Source organism: Gilliamella apicola (genome assembly GCF_000599985.1).
Classification (GTDB): Bacteria; Pseudomonadota; Gammaproteobacteria; order Enterobacterales; family Orbaceae; genus Gilliamella; species Gilliamella apicola.
Genome location: NZ_CP007445.1, coordinates 2,984,850 through 3,004,773, shown reverse-complemented (window position 1 = coordinate 3,004,773; position 19,924 = coordinate 2,984,850). Strand labels below are relative to the sequence as shown.

17 protein-coding genes are annotated in these 19,924 nt (G+C 30.1%); 14 read left to right on the top strand and 3 right to left on the bottom strand.

Annotated features, from left to right (window positions below; genetic code table 11):
* Window positions 1-458 precede the first annotated feature (458 nt).
* On the top strand, window positions 459-755 hold the full coding sequence (locus GAPWK_RS13400) for a hypothetical protein (protein WP_025316724.1): 297 nt from the start codon (window positions 459-461) through the stop codon (window positions 753-755).
* Window positions 756-2,200: 1,445 nt separating this feature from the next.
* Here the strand turns inward: GAPWK_RS13400 and GAPWK_RS13395 are convergent.
* Window positions 2,201-3,001 carry a ubiquinol-cytochrome C chaperone family protein gene (locus GAPWK_RS13395; protein WP_025316723.1) on the bottom strand — a complete coding sequence of 267 codons (801 nt, stop codon included), beginning with the start codon at window positions 2,999-3,001 and terminating at the stop codon, window positions 2,201-2,203.
* Between the two features lie 155 nt (window positions 3,002-3,156).
* Between GAPWK_RS13395 and GAPWK_RS15360 the strand changes: the two genes are divergently transcribed.
* From GAPWK_RS15360 to GAPWK_RS13385, 3 genes are all read left to right on the top strand, one after another.
* On the top strand, window positions 3,157-3,291 hold the full coding sequence (locus GAPWK_RS15360) for a hypothetical protein (RefSeq protein WP_269147116.1): 135 nt from the start codon (window positions 3,157-3,159) through the stop codon (window positions 3,289-3,291).
* Between the two features lie 231 nt (window positions 3,292-3,522).
* Window positions 3,523-5,457 carry a site-specific DNA-methyltransferase gene (locus GAPWK_RS13390; protein ID WP_025316722.1) on the top strand — a complete coding sequence of 645 codons (1,935 nt, stop codon included), beginning with the start codon at window positions 3,523-3,525 and terminating at the stop codon, window positions 5,455-5,457.
* A gap of 10 nt (window positions 5,458-5,467) precedes the next feature.
* A complete protein-coding gene (locus tag GAPWK_RS13385; RefSeq protein ID WP_025316721.1) occupies window positions 5,468-8,536 on the top strand; it encodes a type III restriction-modification system endonuclease in 3,069 nt (1,022 codons plus the stop codon).
* A 188-nt stretch (window positions 8,537-8,724) separates the two neighbouring features.
* Here the strand turns inward: GAPWK_RS13385 and GAPWK_RS13380 are convergent, their stop codons facing one another.
* Window positions 8,725-9,237: a hypothetical protein gene (locus GAPWK_RS13380; protein ID WP_025316720.1), complete on the bottom strand. Its 513-nt coding sequence runs from the start codon at window positions 9,235-9,237 to the stop codon at window positions 8,725-8,727.
* Between the two features lie 1,022 nt (window positions 9,238-10,259).
* On the opposite strand from GAPWK_RS13380, the gene GAPWK_RS13375 reads away from it, so the two are divergent.
* The 9 genes from GAPWK_RS13375 to GAPWK_RS13340 all read left to right on the top strand — a co-directional run bounded on the left by GAPWK_RS13375 (window position 10,260) and on the right by GAPWK_RS13340 (window position 17,542).
* Window positions 10,260-11,069, top strand: coding sequence for a helix-turn-helix domain-containing protein (locus GAPWK_RS13375; protein ID WP_025316719.1), 810 nt, complete (start codon window positions 10,260-10,262; stop codon window positions 11,067-11,069).
* A gap of 203 nt (window positions 11,070-11,272) precedes the next feature.
* Window positions 11,273-11,746, top strand: a complete 474-nt coding sequence (locus GAPWK_RS13370) for a PTS sugar transporter subunit IIA (RefSeq protein WP_025316718.1) — start codon at window positions 11,273-11,275, stop codon at window positions 11,744-11,746.
* 14 nt (window positions 11,747-11,760) lie between these two features.
* Window positions 11,761-12,582: a rhamnulose-1-phosphate aldolase gene (gene rhaD, locus GAPWK_RS13365; RefSeq protein ID WP_172378220.1), complete on the top strand. Its 822-nt coding sequence runs from the start codon at window positions 11,761-11,763 to the stop codon at window positions 12,580-12,582.
* Between the two features lie 28 nt (window positions 12,583-12,610).
* Entirely contained in the window at window positions 12,611-12,910 is a 300-nt protein-coding gene (locus GAPWK_RS13360; protein ID WP_025316717.1) for a PTS sugar transporter subunit IIB, read from the top strand.
* Window positions 12,911-13,006: 96 nt separating this feature from the next.
* The gene (locus GAPWK_RS13355; RefSeq protein WP_025316716.1) at window positions 13,007-14,410 is read left to right on the top strand and encodes a PTS galactitol transporter subunit IIC; all 1,404 of its coding nucleotides are present in this window, start codon (window positions 13,007-13,009) and stop codon (window positions 14,408-14,410) included.
* 16 nt (window positions 14,411-14,426) lie between these two features.
* On the top strand, window positions 14,427-15,482 hold the full coding sequence (locus GAPWK_RS13350) for a 2-hydroxyacid dehydrogenase (protein ID WP_025316715.1): 1,056 nt from the start codon (window positions 14,427-14,429) through the stop codon (window positions 15,480-15,482).
* Between the two features lie 697 nt (window positions 15,483-16,179).
* The gene (locus tag GAPWK_RS15355) at window positions 16,180-16,302 is read left to right on the top strand and encodes a hypothetical protein (protein ID WP_269147115.1); all 123 of its coding nucleotides are present in this window, start codon (window positions 16,180-16,182) and stop codon (window positions 16,300-16,302) included.
* Window positions 16,303-16,770: 468 nt separating this feature from the next.
* Window positions 16,771-17,196, top strand: a complete 426-nt coding sequence (locus tag GAPWK_RS13345) for a hypothetical protein (protein ID WP_025316714.1) — start codon at window positions 16,771-16,773, stop codon at window positions 17,194-17,196.
* On the top strand, window positions 17,177-17,542 hold the full coding sequence (locus GAPWK_RS13340) for a hypothetical protein (RefSeq protein WP_025316713.1): 366 nt from the start codon (window positions 17,177-17,179) through the stop codon (window positions 17,540-17,542). The genes GAPWK_RS13345 and GAPWK_RS13340 overlap by 20 nt, the downstream gene beginning before the upstream one ends.
* 41 nt (window positions 17,543-17,583) lie before the next feature.
* On the opposite strand, the gene GAPWK_RS15350 is transcribed toward GAPWK_RS13340, so the two are convergent.
* On the bottom strand, window positions 17,584-17,712 hold the full coding sequence (locus GAPWK_RS15350) for a hypothetical protein (RefSeq protein WP_269147114.1): 129 nt from the start codon (window positions 17,710-17,712) through the stop codon (window positions 17,584-17,586).
* Window positions 17,713-18,818: 1,106 nt separating this feature from the next.
* Here GAPWK_RS15350 and GAPWK_RS13335 point away from each other — a divergent pair.
* Window positions 18,819-19,856, top strand: a complete 1,038-nt coding sequence (locus tag GAPWK_RS13335; protein ID WP_051516292.1) for a sulfate ABC transporter substrate-binding protein — start codon at window positions 18,819-18,821, stop codon at window positions 19,854-19,856.
* Window positions 19,857-19,924 lie beyond the last annotated feature (68 nt).

The window sequence follows — 19,924 nt, the reverse complement described above, 5'->3', positions numbered from 1 at the left end:
AATCATTTCTGAAAATCACGTCGTCACCAATATTAAAATTACTCATACTTTTTTATCCTCCTGAAAAATAGTTATAGCAGTACTGGTTACTTTTTTTATACCATTACAGTCAATGCGATCAAAGCCCCTGCCATAGATAAATTGTGAATCCTCATTCATAAAAAAAATATCTTCACCGATATCATATTTCCTAAACATTTCTCTCTCTTCTTGTTTGTTTGATTTTTAATCGCACCAGTTCGATGCCGCCAAATTTGTTGTTTGCTCAAAAATTAAGCAATTATTTAAATTTATTTCGCACCAACTTACAAATATTCTTGAACTGTGCGGTATATGTGGTGTCATACACCTATCAATTGAGAAGTCAAGTGACTAATTAAAAATAATTAAACGCCAAAATTGAGCCAATAACAAAATAGCTGTTCTGTGCGATTTTGAATAAATGAAAGGATAAGACAATGAATACCGTTACTCAACAAAACGAAAAAACAATAGAAGACCGTAAACAAGAACTGAAACTCACAGATGAAAATCAAACTAAAATTCTTACATCGTTATACCATGAACTGGGTGAACAAGGTTTTACGCTCTCAGTTTATGATGGTGAGCTATTTAATTCTGTGAGTTCCTTAGACGATATATTAGGTTTATATCATGACCTCGAAGAAATGCACATTCATGTTACACGAGGCGACTATAGAGCCTATGCATCATTTATGTTTTGGAATGGTGAAGACGGTTTGTTGTATGTATAATTATTCGTGTTCATTAGAAAATTTGATAAGCAAAACATTAGAAAAAAATCACTCCCTAGGCTGTTTTGCTACATAGTAGCGGAAACAGTTTTAGTTTATCTAACTTATATATAAAAACAACATACAAGCACATCATTTTTTAGACGCTTATGTTGTATGGATCTTTCGAGATCAAAAATTAAATCTTGATATTAATAATATTCTTTTTAGATTTAATAATAGTTCGGTATTCGGATATTTAATTTTTCTTTTGCTTGAAAAAAGGTTAATTTCCGCAAAGAAATTATTCAGGGTTTCTCTAGTTATTTTTTCCGTATACCAAAAACTTAGTTGCCAACAATTATAATTACAGAATGCTTTATTCCGTTCATTTACTATTGTTTTATCACAAATTTTACACTACTTTCTAATAGAATTTTTGAGTTTTTGTTTTTTTGTTGAATTTTTCATTAAAATGTATTTTGCATAGACGATATTGTCTTGCAATTGGTGTCTTTGCAATGAATTCATCACATCTTAGTTTTTTACATTTAGATTTTAGTGTTTTGTTCATGATGATTTTCCGTTTCTATTCGCTTACCTGCTGAAAAAATCGATTATAAAACAGACAAGGCTCATCGCAATATATTGCGCCCTACACGTTAGATAAGCAATTTAACCCTGATAAGCCGAATACGATATGGGTAGTCGGTATCACTTATATTAAAAACGGGTAAAGGTTGGTTATATTTGTCGGTGATTATTGATTTATATGGACAAAAAGTGATTGCTAGGTAATCCCCTAGTGGCATAGGCCGTCATTTTAGTGTGTAATACATTAAAGCAAACTTTGTTTCGACGGCACTTTCCTAAAGATGTGATCATTTATAGTGACCAAGATAGCCAATATTGCTGCGCTGATTTCAAGCAGTTATTGTTAAAATATGGACTAGGGCAAAGCATGAGACGAAGAGAAAACTGCTTTGATAATGCGGTCGTTGAAAGTTTTTTTCGCATACCTAAAGCCCATATTATTTATAGTTGTTACTATAAAAGAGGGAATACGCTAATAAAGCACTATTTGAATATATTGGAATTTATTACAATCGTATTTGTCATCATTCAGCCAATAGTTGGATATCGCCAGAACAATATGAACAACAATTTTACCAAAACAATAAAATAATAGATGTGGACACTGTCTAATATTTTGGCGAGAATTACGCCAATGCAATAGAATCCCTAGACAGCGTCATTCGCCATGCTATCAAGAAACGCAAGTTTTCCGATGGATGATTCAGCAGAAAGTGGTCCTATTTAGAGATAAAACAAGTATCAGAAAAATAGATTATGCCATCAAAGCAGGAAAAGTGTAATGAATTGGTTTATTATAGAATTTGATGACAGAATTAACCGTCATCTTTAACCGGCAAATACACAAAATATAGGATAGCGTCATGCCTGACTTAATCATTATGGATTGAGTTAATCCAATCATTTTGATCTTTGCCATCAGCCTTTATCGTGGCTAAATGTTTATTTCTTAATAAAATTATTTCAAATACAGCAGGTATAGTTATTCTATATGCAGGTCCAGCAATATCAACAGCAGTCCAAATTCCTGTTACTATCCAACCAATAGGTCCTGTTATTATACTCATAAATTTTGTCAACATAGCATTTCCAGCAAGAGATAGACCTGCGCCAGTTATAGCTTTAACTATAATATTAGCTATTATCACTGTAAGTTGATAAGATTTAAACCCTCCCAACTTAAATGCAACCATAAATGCTGCATATAGAGCTTCTGCAGTGCATGTATTTATATTTATGTTTATATTTAGATTTAAACTTTTTGCCATTTCAAATCTTTCACTTTCACTCATTTTATCTATTGTTTTTTTTACTGTTTCTAGTATTAACGCATTTTCTAATTCCTCTGTAGTTAAATTATCTTGGTCTTTAACCCCAAATTTAGAGCTTACATCACTTAACACTTCTCTATATGGTACACCTCTTCCCCTAAACCAGTTACAAATTGAATTACCGCCAAATTCACATAATTCTGAAGCCATTAAATCGTAATATTTTTTATGATCTGGATAATATAATTTTACTTTTGTATTGTCCGATAATCCTTCCATTAAATTTTTATTATTATTATATCTGTCATCTTTATTACCATATACTAAGATAGTATATAAGTTATCTAAATCTTCTGATTCTAATTCTTTTAAAAAAAGTAAATTAGTATCTATAATTGCCATCTTTTTTCTCCCAAATTAAATTTATTGTTAATTCTATTATAAATAACTCCATTGTAAATACCCCCATTTTTAGCATATAACACACGTAGAAAATCATACCATGCAGTACATTATTAAAATCGAACTATTGGTCACGAAATGTAGTGGAATGGCTGATGAGTAATCAAGAGCGTAATAATGTTAGAGCCACTTATATTCATCAAGTTCAGCACATTTTGGTGTATATATCAATCAATGGTAAAATCAATAAGAATAAGTCGAAAAAAAGAGTATTAAATTTGCGTTACTAAGACTAATTAGAAATGTTAGGTAATAAGTAATGTTTATGTGATAAAGGTGGTAATGGTAGGATTTGAATCCTATATGATAATAAACAGAATAGAGATTAAAAAGCTAATCAGGTAAAGAGTGTTTCAACTCGATCAATTTTCAATCTTTATACATTAAGTATGCTTAATACTTGAATCAAATTTTAGTATTCATTTTTATAGAATATAAAAAGCAGTTAAAAAGGTAACTATATGAATAAACTTAAAATGCACAGCTTTGATATAATACAGAAAAATATAGAAAAAATGAAGGTATTGTTTCCTAGCTGTGTGACTGAAGCAAAAGGAAAGGATGGTGAAATAAAGTTATCAGTAGATTTTGATCGGCTTAAGCAAGAGTTATCTCACTTTATTGTGGAAGGACCTCAAGAACGTTATCAATTGGATTGGCCAGGAAAACGTGAAGCGCTATTAACTGCAAATATGCCAATAACTAAAACACTACGCCCATGTAGCAAAGAAAGTGTCAACTTCGATGATACAAAAAATTTATTTATTGAAGGCGATAATCTTGATGTTTTAAAGTTACTTCAAGAAACATATTTAGCTAAAGTGAAAATGATTTATATAGATCCGCCATATAATACAGGGACAGCGATGATATATAAAAATGATTTTTCAGAAAAAATTGATAAATATCTTGAACGTACTAATCAAATAGATGAAAACGGTAATTCTTTAGTTGTTAATCGTAATAGTAATGGACGATTTCATTCTGATTGGTTGAGTATGATGTATAGTCGCCTAAAACTAGCTCGTAATTTACTTACAGATGATGGATTTGCCATTTTAGCCATGGATGACAGTGAAATTGAAAATTTAATTAAAATTTGTGATGAAATCTTTGGTAGCGAAAATAGAATAAGTATTATTAGCGTCGTGCATAAACCAGAAGGACGAAATCAAGAAAAATTTATTGGTACTAGTAATGAATTTGCTTTAATTTATGCCAAAAATAAATCATTGGCAAATTTTAATAACGTAGTCTTAAACGAGGAAGTAGCTAAAACCTTCAAATTTTCAGATAGTAACAGTAATTATAAATTGCAATCATTTATATCAAAAAATCATGGAAGAGCCGGAAAAGATACTAGTTTAAGGATTAATAAACCTCAGTTTTGGTATCCTATTTTTGTTAGTCCTGATTTACAAGAAATAACAGTTCAAGAAAAAGTTGGGTATAAGGCTATTTATCCTGTAACGTCAACTGGGCAGGAAAGAACTTGGAATACTTCTAAAGACACTTGTATAAATCTAATTAAGAAAGGTGAATTAGTTGCAATAAATAAGGACGATAAGATTTCTATATTTCAAAAGTATAGAGAAAAGCAGGTAATTAAATCTCATTGGATAGATAAAAAATATAATGCTATTAATTATGGAACTAAAATTTTAGATAATTTGATGCAGACAAAAACTTTTGACTTCCCCAAATCCTTATATTTATTAATTGATTTATTAAAATTAACAACAAAAAATGATGATCTAATTATGGATTTTTTTGCAGGTTCATCAACAACTGCTCATGCTGTTATGCAACTTAACGCAGAAGATGGTGGTAACCGGAGATTTATAATGGTTCAGTTTCCTGAAAAATGTGACCAGAAAAGTGAGGCTTTTAAGGCTGGTTATCAAAATATCGCTGAAATATCCAAAGAACGTATACGACGAGCTGGAACAAAAGTATTAAAAGATAATTTTAATGAACAATGGCATAAAGATATCGGTTTTCGTGTTTTAAAGTTAGACTCTTCCAATATGGCGGATGTATATTATTCTCCTGAACAATTGAAACAAGATGATTTGTTTAAACAAATTGAAAATATTAAAGCTGATCGTACTGACGAGGATTTACTTTTCCAGATATTGTTGGATTGGGGCATCGATCTTTCTTTACCAGTAAAAAAAGAGATAATTCAAAATAAATTAGTTTTCTTTGTTGATGATAATGCTCTAGCAGCATGTTTTAATTTGGGTGTTGACGAAAATTTAATAAAAGAATTGGCGAATAAAAAACCATTGCGGGTGGTTTTCCGTAATGATGGTTTTGATTCTGATGTGGTAAAAATTAATGCCGAACAAATTTTTAAACAAATATCACCAAATACTGAAGTTAAAGTAATATAAGAGGAAACTTATGAAGTTGAATTTTAAAGTTCAACCTTATCAAACGGTTGCCGTCAAATCTGTTGTTGACTGTTTCATCGGTCAACCAAATTTATCACACGAAATTTACCAAATTGATCCTGGAATTGAAAAAGCTGACCATATAGGATACCGTCAAACAAGTAAAATAGCTGATGATGGTTTTAGAAATTCAAGTATCATTTTGAATGATGCGCAACTGTTACAAAATATCTGTAATGTTCAATGTAGACAAAATTTACCAATTTCAAAATCACTGATTAGTGATTCAAACAGCAAAGTCAATCTTGATGTTGAGATGGAAACAGGTACAGGTAAAACATATTGTTATATCAAAACGATATTTGAGCTGAATAAATGTTATGGATGGAGTAAGTTTATTATTGTTGTACCGAGCATTGCTATTCGTGAAGGTGTATATAAATCCCTACAAATTACCAATGAGCATTTTGCTCAGCACTATGATGGGAAAAAAGTTCGTTTTTTTATTTACAACTCAAAGCAATTGCACCAGTTAGAGAGCTTTTCTTCTGACAGTGGTATTAATGTTATGATCATAAACATCCAAGCCTTTAATGCATCAGGTAAAGATAATCGTCGAATCTATGAAGAGTTGGATGATTTTCAATCAAGAAGACCAATTGATGTTATTAGTGCCAATCGTCCAATTTTAATATTGGATGAGCCTCAAAAGATGGAAGGTAAGAAGACGATAGATGCGCTAGCAAAGTTTAATCCATTGATGACACTTAGGTACTCCGCTACTCATAAAACAACTTATAATAAAGTACACCGTTTAGATGCACTTGATGCATACAATCATAAATTAGTTAAAAAGATAGATGTTCGAGGACTTTCAGTAAAAGGCTTGGCTGGAACAAACGCTTATTTGTACTTAGAACGAATTGAAATATCTAAAAAAATGCCATTGGCCCGAATTGAGATTGAAGTAAAGCAGAAGAACCGTATTAAACGTCTGACCAAAAAGGTTACGAAGGGAGACAACCTTTTTGATTTAAGTAATGGTTTAGATCAATATCGTGATTACATGGTGACAGATGTCAATGCAATAGATGATACTGTTGAATTCAAAAATGGGAATATTCTTTTTGCTGGAGACGCAACTGGCGATATTACAGAAGATACTATACGTCGACTTCAAATCAAAGAAACAATTCGAGTACATCTTGAAAAAGAAAAACAGTTATTTAGCCAAGGAATTAAAGTTCTCTCTCTTTTCTTTATTGATGAAGTAGCTAAGTACAGAGATTATTCGCAAGACGATGAAAAAGGTATTTATGCTCGAGTATTTGAGGAAGAGTATTCTTTGCTCGTTAATGAGTTTATTAATGAATTATCACCGGATAATGATGATTACAAAGCTTATCTTTCATCCATAGAGAGCTCAAGAACTCATAACGGTTATTTTTCAATTGATAAAAAATCCAATCGGTTACAGAATCCAGGTTTTAAGGTTAGAGGGGAAAATGCAGGAATTTCTGATGATGTTGATGCCTACGATTTAATCTTGAAAGACAAAGAGAAACTACTTTCTTTTGAAGAACCAACAAGGTTTATTTTTTCCCACTCAGCATTGCGTGAAGGATGGGATAATCCTAATGTGTTTGTGATGTGTATGCTCAAGCATAGCGATAACACAATTTCGCGCAGGCAAGAAGTAGGTCGAGGTTTACGACTAGCTGTAAATCAGCATGGTGATAGGCAAGATCATCCATCTACCGTGCATGAAATTAATGTATTGTCTGTTATCGTGAGTGAAAGCTATAAAGATTTTGTATCTAACTTACAAAGAGAAATAAGTGAGTCATTATCATTAAGACCAAGAAAAGCTGATGAAGCGTATTTCACAGATAAGATCATTACTATAGATGGAAAGGCAATTGAAGTAACTCCTTTTATGGCGAAGCAAATTTATAAATATTTGCTTAAAAATAATTATGTTAATGAATGTGATGATACAATAACAAAGGTTTTTCATCAGAATAAAGCAAGTGGAATGCTAGCTCCTCTACCTGATCAACTAGAACCTTATCAAGAACAAATTTTAACATTGATTGATGGTGTCTATAGTGATAACCAACTACCCGATGTTTCTGACGGACGTAAACCTAAGACTAATCGTCTGAATGGTAATTTTGATAGAAAAGAATTTCAGATGCTTTGGCATAAAATCAATAGAAAAGCTGTTTATAAAGTTGATTTTGACTCATTAGAATTAATAAAAAACTGTGTGAGAATATTGAATAAGGATCTGAAGGTAACGCCTCTACAATATACTATTGAGAATGGCATTCAGATGGATAATATTTCTGATGAACAATTGAAATTAGGCAAAGGATTCAGAATAAAAACCACACAAACTCAAACCCATCACTCTAATATCCATTCTACGGTTCGTTACGATTTAATTGGTAAATTAGCTGAAAACTGTGTTTTAACACGTAAGACGATAGCAAAAATATTAATGGGTATTGAATCTTATATATTTGACCAATTTCAACAAAATCCAGAGCATTTTATTGCTGAAGCATCTCGTCTTATTAAAGAACAAATGGCTTCAGTGATTATTGAAAAACTATCTTATGATACAATAAATGATTCATACAATGTGGATATTTTCACGGCAGATCAAAAAATTGCAGATATGAAAAATACCATTAGTGGTGTTAATAAACATATTTATGATTATGTAATTGTTGATTCACAAGGTATTGAAAAAGATTTTGTAACAGAGCTTGATACAAGCAAAGAAGTGGTAGTTTATGCAAAATTACCTCGTGGTTTTCTCATTCCCACTCCTGTTGGTGATTATAACCCCGATTGGGCTATTTCTTTTAAAGAAGGAAGTGTTAAACATATCTACTTTGTTGCAGAAACAAAAGGATCTATGTCTTCGCTTGAGTTACGTAGTGTAGAGGAACATAAAATTGAGTGTGCAAAAAAATTCTTTGAGAAAATAAATAGTGAAATCATTCGCGAGAAAGTTAAATATGATGTTGTGACTAATTATTCTAAACTTATGGAAATTGTTAACACCTAACCTCTACTATTAACTTGATTTAAACTCTGACAGATACTCGTTTCTAAGTATCGGTCAGAGTCCTTTGTATAAATTAATGGTCAAATTAATTCAATTCAATAACCTTTAAAAATGTAAAATCAAATTGAAATCTATTTATCACAAAAAAATATTTTCATATAAATTCAAAACTATTTGTTTTAATAATATTATAATTTTTTTAAATTTAATGATTCTATCCATTTACCAAACTCTTTTAGTTTGTTGATATTAAAATTTTGATTATAGTCTATATCATCACATACTCCTAAAATTTGAAATCCACGTGTGTAGTCAATGTTATCCCACGATTTCATGCCAATTATTCTTGCTATAATATGAAAATCACATCCTTTAGGTTTTAGTGGATAAGAACCAAATTTTCCATTAGCTTGTGGACCTGAAACATCAATGGTTATTACTTTTTTATCTGATAGCTCTAGCTTGAAATCATGATTGCAAGGTTTCTCCCACTGCTCAAAATTGTCTGCCTCTTTATAATTTTCAGGGTAATTTGTTTTAAAAAAATCAGTAACATGTTGCTCAACTATCAAGCCTCTGATTCTTCCTGCAGCTCGTTTTGGCTCCTCTTGTGTTGTAAATTTTGTATACATATAATCTTTTCTTTTACTTTCTATAAATTCAGCCTGTTTTTTTAATGATTCTTGATAACGGATAAACATATATATTCCTATTTCTTATTGTTTTAAAATTTTTTATATTAAACCATGTATGATTCTAATAATCTATTTGATGCCAGTTAATGAAATATGCTTGCTATTTTTTAACTATAGAAATAGTTGGATAAGTGAATTACCAATTAACCAAAAGTAAACAAACATATTGTTTTAATTTAAAATATACTGAAAGATTTAGGCTTTTTGAGTTGATATCTTTTAAAAAAGTTAATATTGGCGAATACCAATAAATAGACTTAGAATTGTTTTATACACATTATTTAATAATATAATTCTAAACTTTATAAGTTAACACTTACTGAACGAGATATTCGTTAATAACCGTAACAGATAAAACTAAAATATTCGTTACAGCGGATAATTGATTTTAATAAGTTAAAACCAACTGGTTTCACTATGGATGCAGTGTTTCATCTCTAAAACTCCACCCAAAAAACTTTAATGTCTTAAGTAGTCTCTTTGATTCTGTGTCCAAACACCAATCATCAAATTCTAAAGTCTGCTTTTAGCAGGTTTTTATGTCTAAAACATTATTCTATCTATTCATCTAACTAAATAACCTAATTCAAAGGTCATCAATTAAAGTAAATCTCTCGTAGTTACATTGAAAATTTCATTAAAACCATATACTTGAAAGTTTTTCACATATTAAAAACAGAGTATATCTAATACAGTTGTTCATTAAATTTTCTTTTTAAAGTTAGCTTAACTTAAATTAAATGTTTAACTATTTTTTTAAATAGCTGGAGAAAAGATGAAAATAATTTTTATTATTTAATGTAAAATTGACTTTTATCGATCTATGTTCCAATAATCAAACTTAATATCACAATAAATTAAAATGAAAAGATAATAAAACTAAGACACAATAACTATTAATAGAAATAAGATAAAGTTAGGTCGATGGATTTTTAATATTTTTATCTGTATGATTATAATTATAATTAATATAATCTCAAAAATTACTTATTAATAAATTAAGTATTTTTATAAAAAGGGAAATCAGAATGGAGTCACAAAACTTTAGAGATTACTTTATTTCAGAACATCAAAATATTATCGTAACGTCCCGTATCCCCAAAAATTATTCTCCTAAACCAAACTTTAATTATAACAAAATAACCTTTATTATTGATGGTATTGGGTTACATGTCATCAATGGAAAGTCTTATCCTATTTATCCTAGGATGTTATTTTTTACCCAATCAACTGATTTACATATTTATGAAACTACACAAAATTTAAATGCAATAAGTATATTTTATCAACCATCAGATAAATTTTGGTTAATTAAAGGTTTTGAATCCCTCATTCCAAAGCAATTTGCATCATTTCATATTCACCGATTTTTAGATTTAGAAAGTGCTACCAAAATTCAAGATTTACTAAAAAAGTTAAGTGAAAGTCAAAATAAAACCTATATAGAACAAGAAAGTATCTTTTTACGGCTATTAATTTTACTAAGATATTGTAGTTACTTTTACAACAAGAATAATAGTAACGAACGGCGTACTTTACAATTAATTCGTTGGCTTCATTGGAATTTTGAACAAAATATTGATTGGAATGATTTAGCTGATCAATTTTCAGTATCAATAAGAACTGTGCATAGGTATTTCAAAAGAGATATAAATTTATCTCCACAACGATATTTGGTTAAATTACGTTTATTTAATGCTTTTTATCAACTTAGATATACTAATAAAAGCATTTCTTTGATTGCACAAAATAATGGCTTTGATGATCAATCATATTTTACAACCTGTTTTAAAAAAGAATTTAATTTTACGCCAAGAGAAATTCAACTTGGTAATTAAAATTGAGGATATGTGAAAGAACTTTTTTAGAATATATGTGAAGTCTATCACATCGATTTTTGCTAGATTGCCATTCTTTTTATATTTTTGTCCGTGGATTTATGGAAATAATAATTTACCTCGCTAATATTTAATTTAACAGTTATTTATAACTAAATACTAAGTTATAAATTTCAATTAATTTAAATAAAAGCGACTATTTTATGGAAAATATCATATCTTTTAAATCTTTTTTATCCCCATCGTTTATTCAGTTAAGTGACTCTTATCTTGATCAAAAAGAACTATTTAGCAATATAAATACAGTTATGTTAGAACATGATTATATTGAAAAAAGTTACTTAGATAATGTAATTGAAAGAGAAGAAAAATATCCAACAGGGTTAGTTACTCCTTTATTAAATATAGCAATTCCTCATACCGATCCCATACATATAAAAAAACCTTTCATATTTATTACTAAACTCCAAAAACCATTATCTTTTGGTGCTATGGGAACCGATGATGTGAAAATTGATGTTAATTGGATATTTTCTCTTGGTGTCACTCACGCTGAAACACAACTAATACTTCTACAAGAATTAATTTCGTTGTTTAGCAAAGAGGAGAAAGTAAAAACTTTAATCTCTTTAAATAATGAAAAAGATATTTATGATTTTTTTATTAACTTTAAGTAACAGGATAAATAATTATGATTATATATAATATTGACAATGCTCCATTTATTCGAGAAATGAGTGATATTACAGAAAAACTTTGGTCAAAAGGTTGGGCTGAAAGAAACGGAGGAAATATCAGTTATCTATTAAAAGAAGAAGAAGTAGCACCATATCTTAATGTTAATGATATTAAATCTGAAACGGTAATGCCTATTCCTCTCCCTGAATTAAAAAATAAAATATTTTTAGTCTCAGGGTCTGGCAAATATTTCCGTAATGTAATCAAAAATCCTGCCGATAATTTAGTTATTATTAGAATATCTGAAGATGGCAAAAAATATCAAAAGCTTTGGGGATTAGTTAATGGCGGAAATCCTACTAGTGAATTAGCATCACATTTAAAATGCCATGCTACGCGATTAGCTCAAGATCCTGAACATCGAGTTATATTCCATACTCATGCTACATCAACAATTGCAATGACATTCATTCATGATTTAGATGAAAAATCATTCACAAAAACCTTGTGGCAACAAATAACCGAGTGCGCCATAGTTTTCCCTGATGGAGTAGGAATTGTTCCTTGGATGCCTGCCGGTACGATTGAGCTAGGTTTAGAATCAGCCAAAAAAATGGAATATTGCAGAATCGTAATTTGGGCTCACCATGGAATTATGGGGGCAGGATCAAGTATAGATGATGCTTTTGGGTTAGTTGAAACTGTTGATAAAGCGGCTGACATATATTTAAAAGCTGCATCGGTAACGACAGGAATAAAACAATCTATAACTACTGAAGAGTTAAAAGATCTTGCTAAAGTATTTAACTTGACATTAAGAGATGGAATTTTATAAGAAACATAAGAGGTATGTGAGGTATGTTATGAAAAATATTAATGTTATTTCCGTTTGTGGATCAGGAACCGTAACAAGTTCAATGGTTGCTGAAAAAGTAAGAGATATTTTAGAGGTCAACGGCTATAAAGCTAAAACAGTAGAAGTTAATCCTGGTGGAGTTGACGGACAACTTAGTAATGGTAAATGGGATATTATTGTGCATACAAGCCCATTAAAATCAAAATATGACCTTCCTACAATTAATGCTGTTGGTTTACTAACAGGAATGGATGAAGAGGGATTTATAGAAGAATTATTACGCAAAGTTGAAGAACTAAATATTTAGATATATAGATTGACCTTTCCGATTAATCGGAAAGGTTTTTTATCAAAATATCAATAATTTATGCTTTATGGCATTACATATAAAAGGAATCAATTAATGCTAACACTACTTTCAAGTATTATGAGCTCATTTGGAGCGGCAATAGTTGTCCCTTTCATTATCTATATAATCGCTTTGATAATGAAAGTTAAACCGAAAAAAGCATTTCAAGCAGGTCTTAATGCTGGTATTGGTTTAACAGGTTTTGGGATGCTAATAGGTGCATATACTCCAGTTGTTACTCCTGTTATAAATAGAATGGTTGAAACATCTGGGATATCTTTGCGTGTTTTAGATACTGGGTGGCAGGCAACAAGTGTTGTAGCTTACTCAACAGAAGTAGGGATGATCTTTTTAGGGTTTGGTTTAGTCTTTCAAGTATTATTATTTATAAGTCGATTTACCAATATTTTTATGCCATCAGATATGTGGAATAATTACTCATTCATGCTTTGGGGGTCGATGCTTTATATTGTAACAGGTAATTTGATACTTTCTCTTGGATTAATGATTTTATCTAATCTTTACTCCCTTGTTTGTTCAGAAATTGTTGCAAAAAGGTGGTCAAATTATTATGGTTACCCCGGCTGTACAATGACCGCTCCACACCACATATGTTCAGTTCCTCTAGCAATAGTTGTTGATTGGATTTTAAATAAATTAGGAGCGAATAAAGTAAAATGGAATCCACAAACACTACAAGAAAAACTAGGATTTATGGGAGAACCAATTTCATTAGGATTAGTATTAGGGTGTTTAATCGGTTTTGCTGGTAATTATTCTCGCTTAAATGAACTAGAAGCCTGGGGTGAAATAACTAAAGTTGGTATTGCAACTGCAACTGTGATGTGTGTTTTCCCTAAAATAGCAGGTGTATTTGCTTCAGCATTTACAACTATTACTGATGCATCAAGAAAAACAGCAAAAAATAGTGGAAAAAATCGTGAGTGGTATTTAGCTATAAATGATGCAGCTGGTTATGGTGAATCAGCAACATTATTAACTGGTATGTTACTTATTCCTATTGTTTTTATTTTAGCAATTATTTTACCTGGTAACGAAACATTGCCTATGGTCGATCTTATTGCTATTCCATATATGATTGAATTAATCATCGCCATTTCTGGCGGCAATATATTTAAATCCTTAATTACAGGAACTATTTGGTGTGTAGGTGGACTATATGTAATTACTGCGGTAGCTCCTATTTTTACTGATGTTGCACGAGATATTGGTTTTATTCTACCAGCTGGAGCGATGTTAGTCTGTAGCTTTGCAGTAATGACTAATCACATAATGGGTGGATTGTTTTTAATATTTTTAACACAAAACCCTTTATACATAGCTCTAAGCGTTATTGTTTATATTGTTTTCTATCTATTTGTACGCTTTAAAAAAGATGCAATTCATGATTATTTAGAAAGACAAGCATTAGGCGATAATTATATTAAAGAACAATAAATAAAGGATGAATAAAATGAAATTAATTGTAGTAGGTGATACTTTAGTAAGTAGTGAAACATTAATTGATGCTGCTAAAGACATTAACTTTCCAGGAAAAACAGGAGACCTTGAAATTAAAACTTTTGAATGGTTTTCTGATTTAAAAAAAGAACAATTTCAAGAAAAAATTTTAGAAATAGAAAAAAATGGTCCAGAAAAAGTAGCTATTCCTGATGGTATTATTGAAGAAATGAAAGATGCTGACTATGTGCTTGTTCATATAGCGCCTATTTCCAAAAAAATGTTAGAAGCAGCAACTAAATTGAAATTAATTGGTACTTGTCGCGGTGGTTTAGAGCATATCGCATTAGATACCATGAAAGAAAAAAATATCAAATTAATTCATGTGATTCGCAATGCTGAACCTGTTGCTGATTTTACATTAGGTTTGATGTTTACCGAAACTCGTAATATAGCACGTGCGCATTATGAAATAAAAAAAGGAAACTGGAGAAAAAGTTTTTCCAATGATGAATATAAAACTGTATTAACTAATCATACTGTTGGGTTAATTGGGCTTGGCTATATAGGAAAGCTTGTTGCTAAACGACTAAATGCATTAGGAGTTAAAGTTATAGCCTATGATCCATTTATCGATAAAACAAAAATAGCCGCAGAAGGATTACGTATAGATTTTCTAGATTTTGATGAAGTAATAAAACAATCTGATATTCTTTCCCTTCATATGCGGTTAACACCTGAAACCGAAAATATGATAAATAAAGATGTCATAAATAATATGAAACCTAATAGCTATATTATTAATACAGCTAGAGCAGGGGTTTTAAATAAAAATGACTTAATTGATGCATTAAAAAACAAAAGAATAGCTGGTGCCGCACTTGATGTGAGCTGGGTTGAGCCTATTGAAGAAAATGATCCTTTATTGGATTTAGATAACATCACTTTAACAACACATATTGCAGGAGATACGGTTGATGCTATCCCAAGAGCCCCTTATTTGCTCAAAAATGTTTTAAATGATTATTTCGAAACTGGCACTAGTGACATGTTAATAAAATTTAAATAGAGGTGAATATGACTTACCGTATGATACTAAAGAAAACCTCTTATTGTTGTACGGGGTCAATTAATAATATTATTGATAAAGTTAAAAAAGTGGTTTTAAAAATAATGCCGATCAGTTAACACCAAAATGATCAGTTGATATATCCTTACATTATTAAAAATCCATAATGAAATAAAAACATTATGGATTTTCTTATATGACTACTCAGTCAGCCTCTTGAAACGATACAACAATTTACTAATAGATAATTTATGGATTTTTCTAACTTACCTAATAATTAATTGTTTTTTGGTCGATACTAAGATTGTGACTATTTGTAAATCTAGGTTATCAATGGAAATGATGTTTTGTGCTAAGGTAGGAATGGTTTTATATCGACAAAGATTAATGGATCAAATCGTATTGCACCTCAATATCTTTTTCCTCAAAACGTCCTTTTGTTGCACTGAGTATGGTTGTGCAACTTCATCAATAATTAGGTTATGATGTGGTTAAATTAATGTTCACTCAAACAAAACAACTTTGGTTTGAAAAATCACCATTATCTCTTTGGAATGTTTTAATATTATTCATTATAGTTGGAACGATTTAAAGAATGAGAATAATGATGTATTTGATAGAAAAGCAAATAAAATTACATACTATCAATATCCACCAGTTAAGAATGGTTTACTAAATTTCGTTAATCATTTACTCAGTGACTATGTATCTATCTGATGACAATATCGATCTAAAAATAAGTGTGCAAGACTTTATCGAAGAGCAAAATAGTAGTAAAACACCATTTACCATTGAATTAGACGATTACATTGACATCTGAGTAAGATTAAATAATGGCCAAATTTAAATTTGGAGATAAATATTACTCTGAATGGCGAAAATGATAATCAAATGGCTGACAAACTATTCTGAGATTTCGACGGTAAGAAAACGCTTTTGCCAAAAACAAAATATGGTGGAATTCAGTCTGATTTTAAGCTCTATAGATCACATTTAATATGATTTTTTACGATAAAACCAATAGTTATTGCATTATTATGTATATTTCAAAAAAAGAAAATTGAGAAATATCGTTATCGTTGTAACTTTGATATAGAACTTATCAGGAATGATATTCATTATATTAATATTTATTTTATTCTAATAAAACTTAATTATATAAAAATTAAAAGGTTATAATAGTTATCAGATTGAAATGAATAAGTTAAAAAATTATTTTTGATTGTTGTTAAACCTAAAATATAAAATAAAAAATATATAAAAATAAATAATTTTTTAGGAAAGGAAAATGAAAATTCAGTGCGAAAATCAGTCTTGCAAAGAAGATATTTATATTGAAGAAAACATAACGTGTCCAAACTGCAAACAGATCCAAAAAAAGAAATTAACGATAAAGAATTTATTTATAGGTACTTTTTTTACATTAATTGCAGGAGGATATAGTGGGTATATAGTTTCAAATATTACGCATCATAGTGAGCGCTATCCTATAAACACTGAATTTAGTATAATCAATTATTGCATCAATGGTGATAATACTTTTCACAATATAGAGGATTTAAAAGTTAAAAAAGATATTTGTATTCATGCTTATTATAAAACAATACAAGAAGTTAACTATGATGATTTTAGAGCTAATAATAATACATTTACTAAATTATTTCGCAAGAATATTGATAAAAGTTTACTTTTAAATGAAATCATTAGAAACTGAATTGCATCAAGCTTACACTGAATTTGAAAATAGCTTATCTATAATTGGTTGGCATTTTAAAAGTTTTTGTTTTTACTATTATCAAGATACCATGAATGACAGTTATGATGATGAGATAGAATCTAATAGATTTTATGAAAAACAAAAAAAGAAGAAACAACGTAAAACGCATTCATTAAATGAATTATTAAGTTTCATTAGTTATATTACCAACCAACCTGATTTTAAAAAAAAGGGATTAATAAAACCTCAATGTTTAAGTGACGAGGATTTCAGCCCTGAATTTGAGAGAGAAATGAAAAAAATCTCTAAAGAAATAACGAAAATGATTAAAAATAAGACTTAAATTTAGATAGGCTAGTCTAATTTGACTAGCCTCAAATTATATTACTTTTTGTTATTAGGGTTTAATTGTTTTCCTCTATTTCCTTGATTTTTATCGTATGTTTGATTTGTCCCTTTAGTCCCTTTATTTGAGTTTTCAATATCTGCGTTGTGATTTGATTTCTTATTCATACATAATTCCTCATGATTTAAATTAATGGATTTTTATATATTTGCTATTAAAGCAAAGCAATTATAACATTATATTAAGGGACTTTAGGGGACAAATAAGGAAAAATAATAACAACTTTTTAATTTTATTAGATAAAAAAATTCAAAAGAAATGCAAAAAAAATCCTATTTCAGAAGGAACAATATTTAAAATCGATAAACGGAATTACAAATTTTTATTTCTCAAGCCTATAAAGTATTAATTAGACTAATTTGTAGGTTGTGTTGCCAAATTAATTTTTAAAGTGAGGTTATTAAGTTAATAGAAAAATTCTAACTGAATATAAATAGAACCTACTTCTTTTATCTGTTGGAAAATAATTATTCTTTCTGAGTTAATTGAAGGAAAAGTATTTACAGGAAAAACGGTCCCTTGTATATACAGTAAGACTTTACAAATAACTGTTAAGATATACTCTTATCCATATTAATAATATATTTGAACCACATACCAAATTAGAGGCTCCATTTAATATTATTTATCTCAAAAATAAAAATGATACACAAGATTACTTAAAAAATTCCTCCATTCATATCTTGATAATAAAATAATTCTAGATAAATGAACCTCTGAAACAAAACTGAAATGGATACTCCATTTTTCACCACAAAGTTTACATCACCAGACTCTGTATCACAGAGTTGGTCAAATAAATGCTGATTTATTTAATACTTTAGATAAAAAAACATGCAGGTCTACGTAGATCCCAACGTGGTGCATTGCATATTTTATCTGCTTTTTTCTACGGAAAAGAATAATGATCAAGCTACAGAGAGCCCGCCAACGTGGATAGGGAAAACAGAGACTATATTGGCAACGTTATTTTATCAACGCTAGTGATATTATAATGATTTACAAAAATCAACAATCATCCATAAAATCCATATACTCAGCACATAATTATTCACATTTATATAATACTGAATAAGATTAACCCTAAATTTAAATTTCCACTTAGTATATCTATTTTTGTTATAACCTAATGCAAAATAATCGTTTTCGCATCTTTCGATAATTTGGTCTAATCTTGGTATTCCTATCAAAAAAAGCTAATGTCTTTAATAGTATGAGGTATCAAGTGAAAAAATTACCTATCGTTCGCAAACAATATTGGTTAAGTATTAGCTTAATTTTATTGGCAATATGTACTTTTATGGGGCAAGCCTATAGTGTTGAATTGCTTAATGTCTCTTATGATCCAACTCGTGAGTTTTATAAAGCCTATAATCAGACCTTTATTGAGTATTGGCAACAGCAGACAGGTGAAACGCTGACTATAAAAAATTCGCACGGGGGCTCTGGTAAGCAAGCCCGTTCAGTGATTGATGGTTTGCAAGCAGACGTTGTGACGCTTGCTTTAGCGAGTGATATTGATGCGTTAAATCGTTATCAGACTAATATATCACCTGAATGGCAAAGTAGATTGCCAAATAATAGTGCGCCCTATAATTCAACGATTGTATTTCTAGTCCGCAAAGGTAACCCAAAACAGATTCATGATTGGAGTGATTTAATTAAAGATGATATTGAAGTAATAACACCCAATCCCAAAACGTCAGGCGGGGCGCGTTGGAATTTTTTAGCTGCTTGGGCTTATGCTCGAAGTACTTACGGTAATGATGAACAAGCGCGAACATTTGTAACCAAATTATATCAACATGTACCGGTATTAGACACTGGCGCTAGAGGGGCAACCATCAGTTTTGTGCAGCGAGGTTTAGGCGATGTATTGATTGCTTGGGAGAATGAAGCTTATTTAGCGTTAAAAGAGCAAGGTGGTGATCAGTTAGAAATCATCACGCCGTCATTATCTATTTTAGCTGAGCCAACCGTCGCCTTAGTGGATAAAGTCGTAGACAGCAAAGGCACACGTAAGCAAGCGCAAGCCTATTTAGAGTATTTATATAGTGAACCAGCACAACATATTATTGCTCAGCATTTTTATCGACCAGTAAACCCTGAAATCCTTAAACAATATGCTAAGCAATTTCCTGAAATTAAATTAGTCACCGTTAACGATTACTTTGGAGGTTGGCAAAAAGTACAAAAAGCCTTTTTTAGTGATGGTGCAATCTTTGATGCAATTTATGCTGAGATAAACTAGGCATTGCTTATTATGGTTATGTGTTGCTATCACTTAACCCTATCCTATAAAGGTGCAAATTCTAAAGG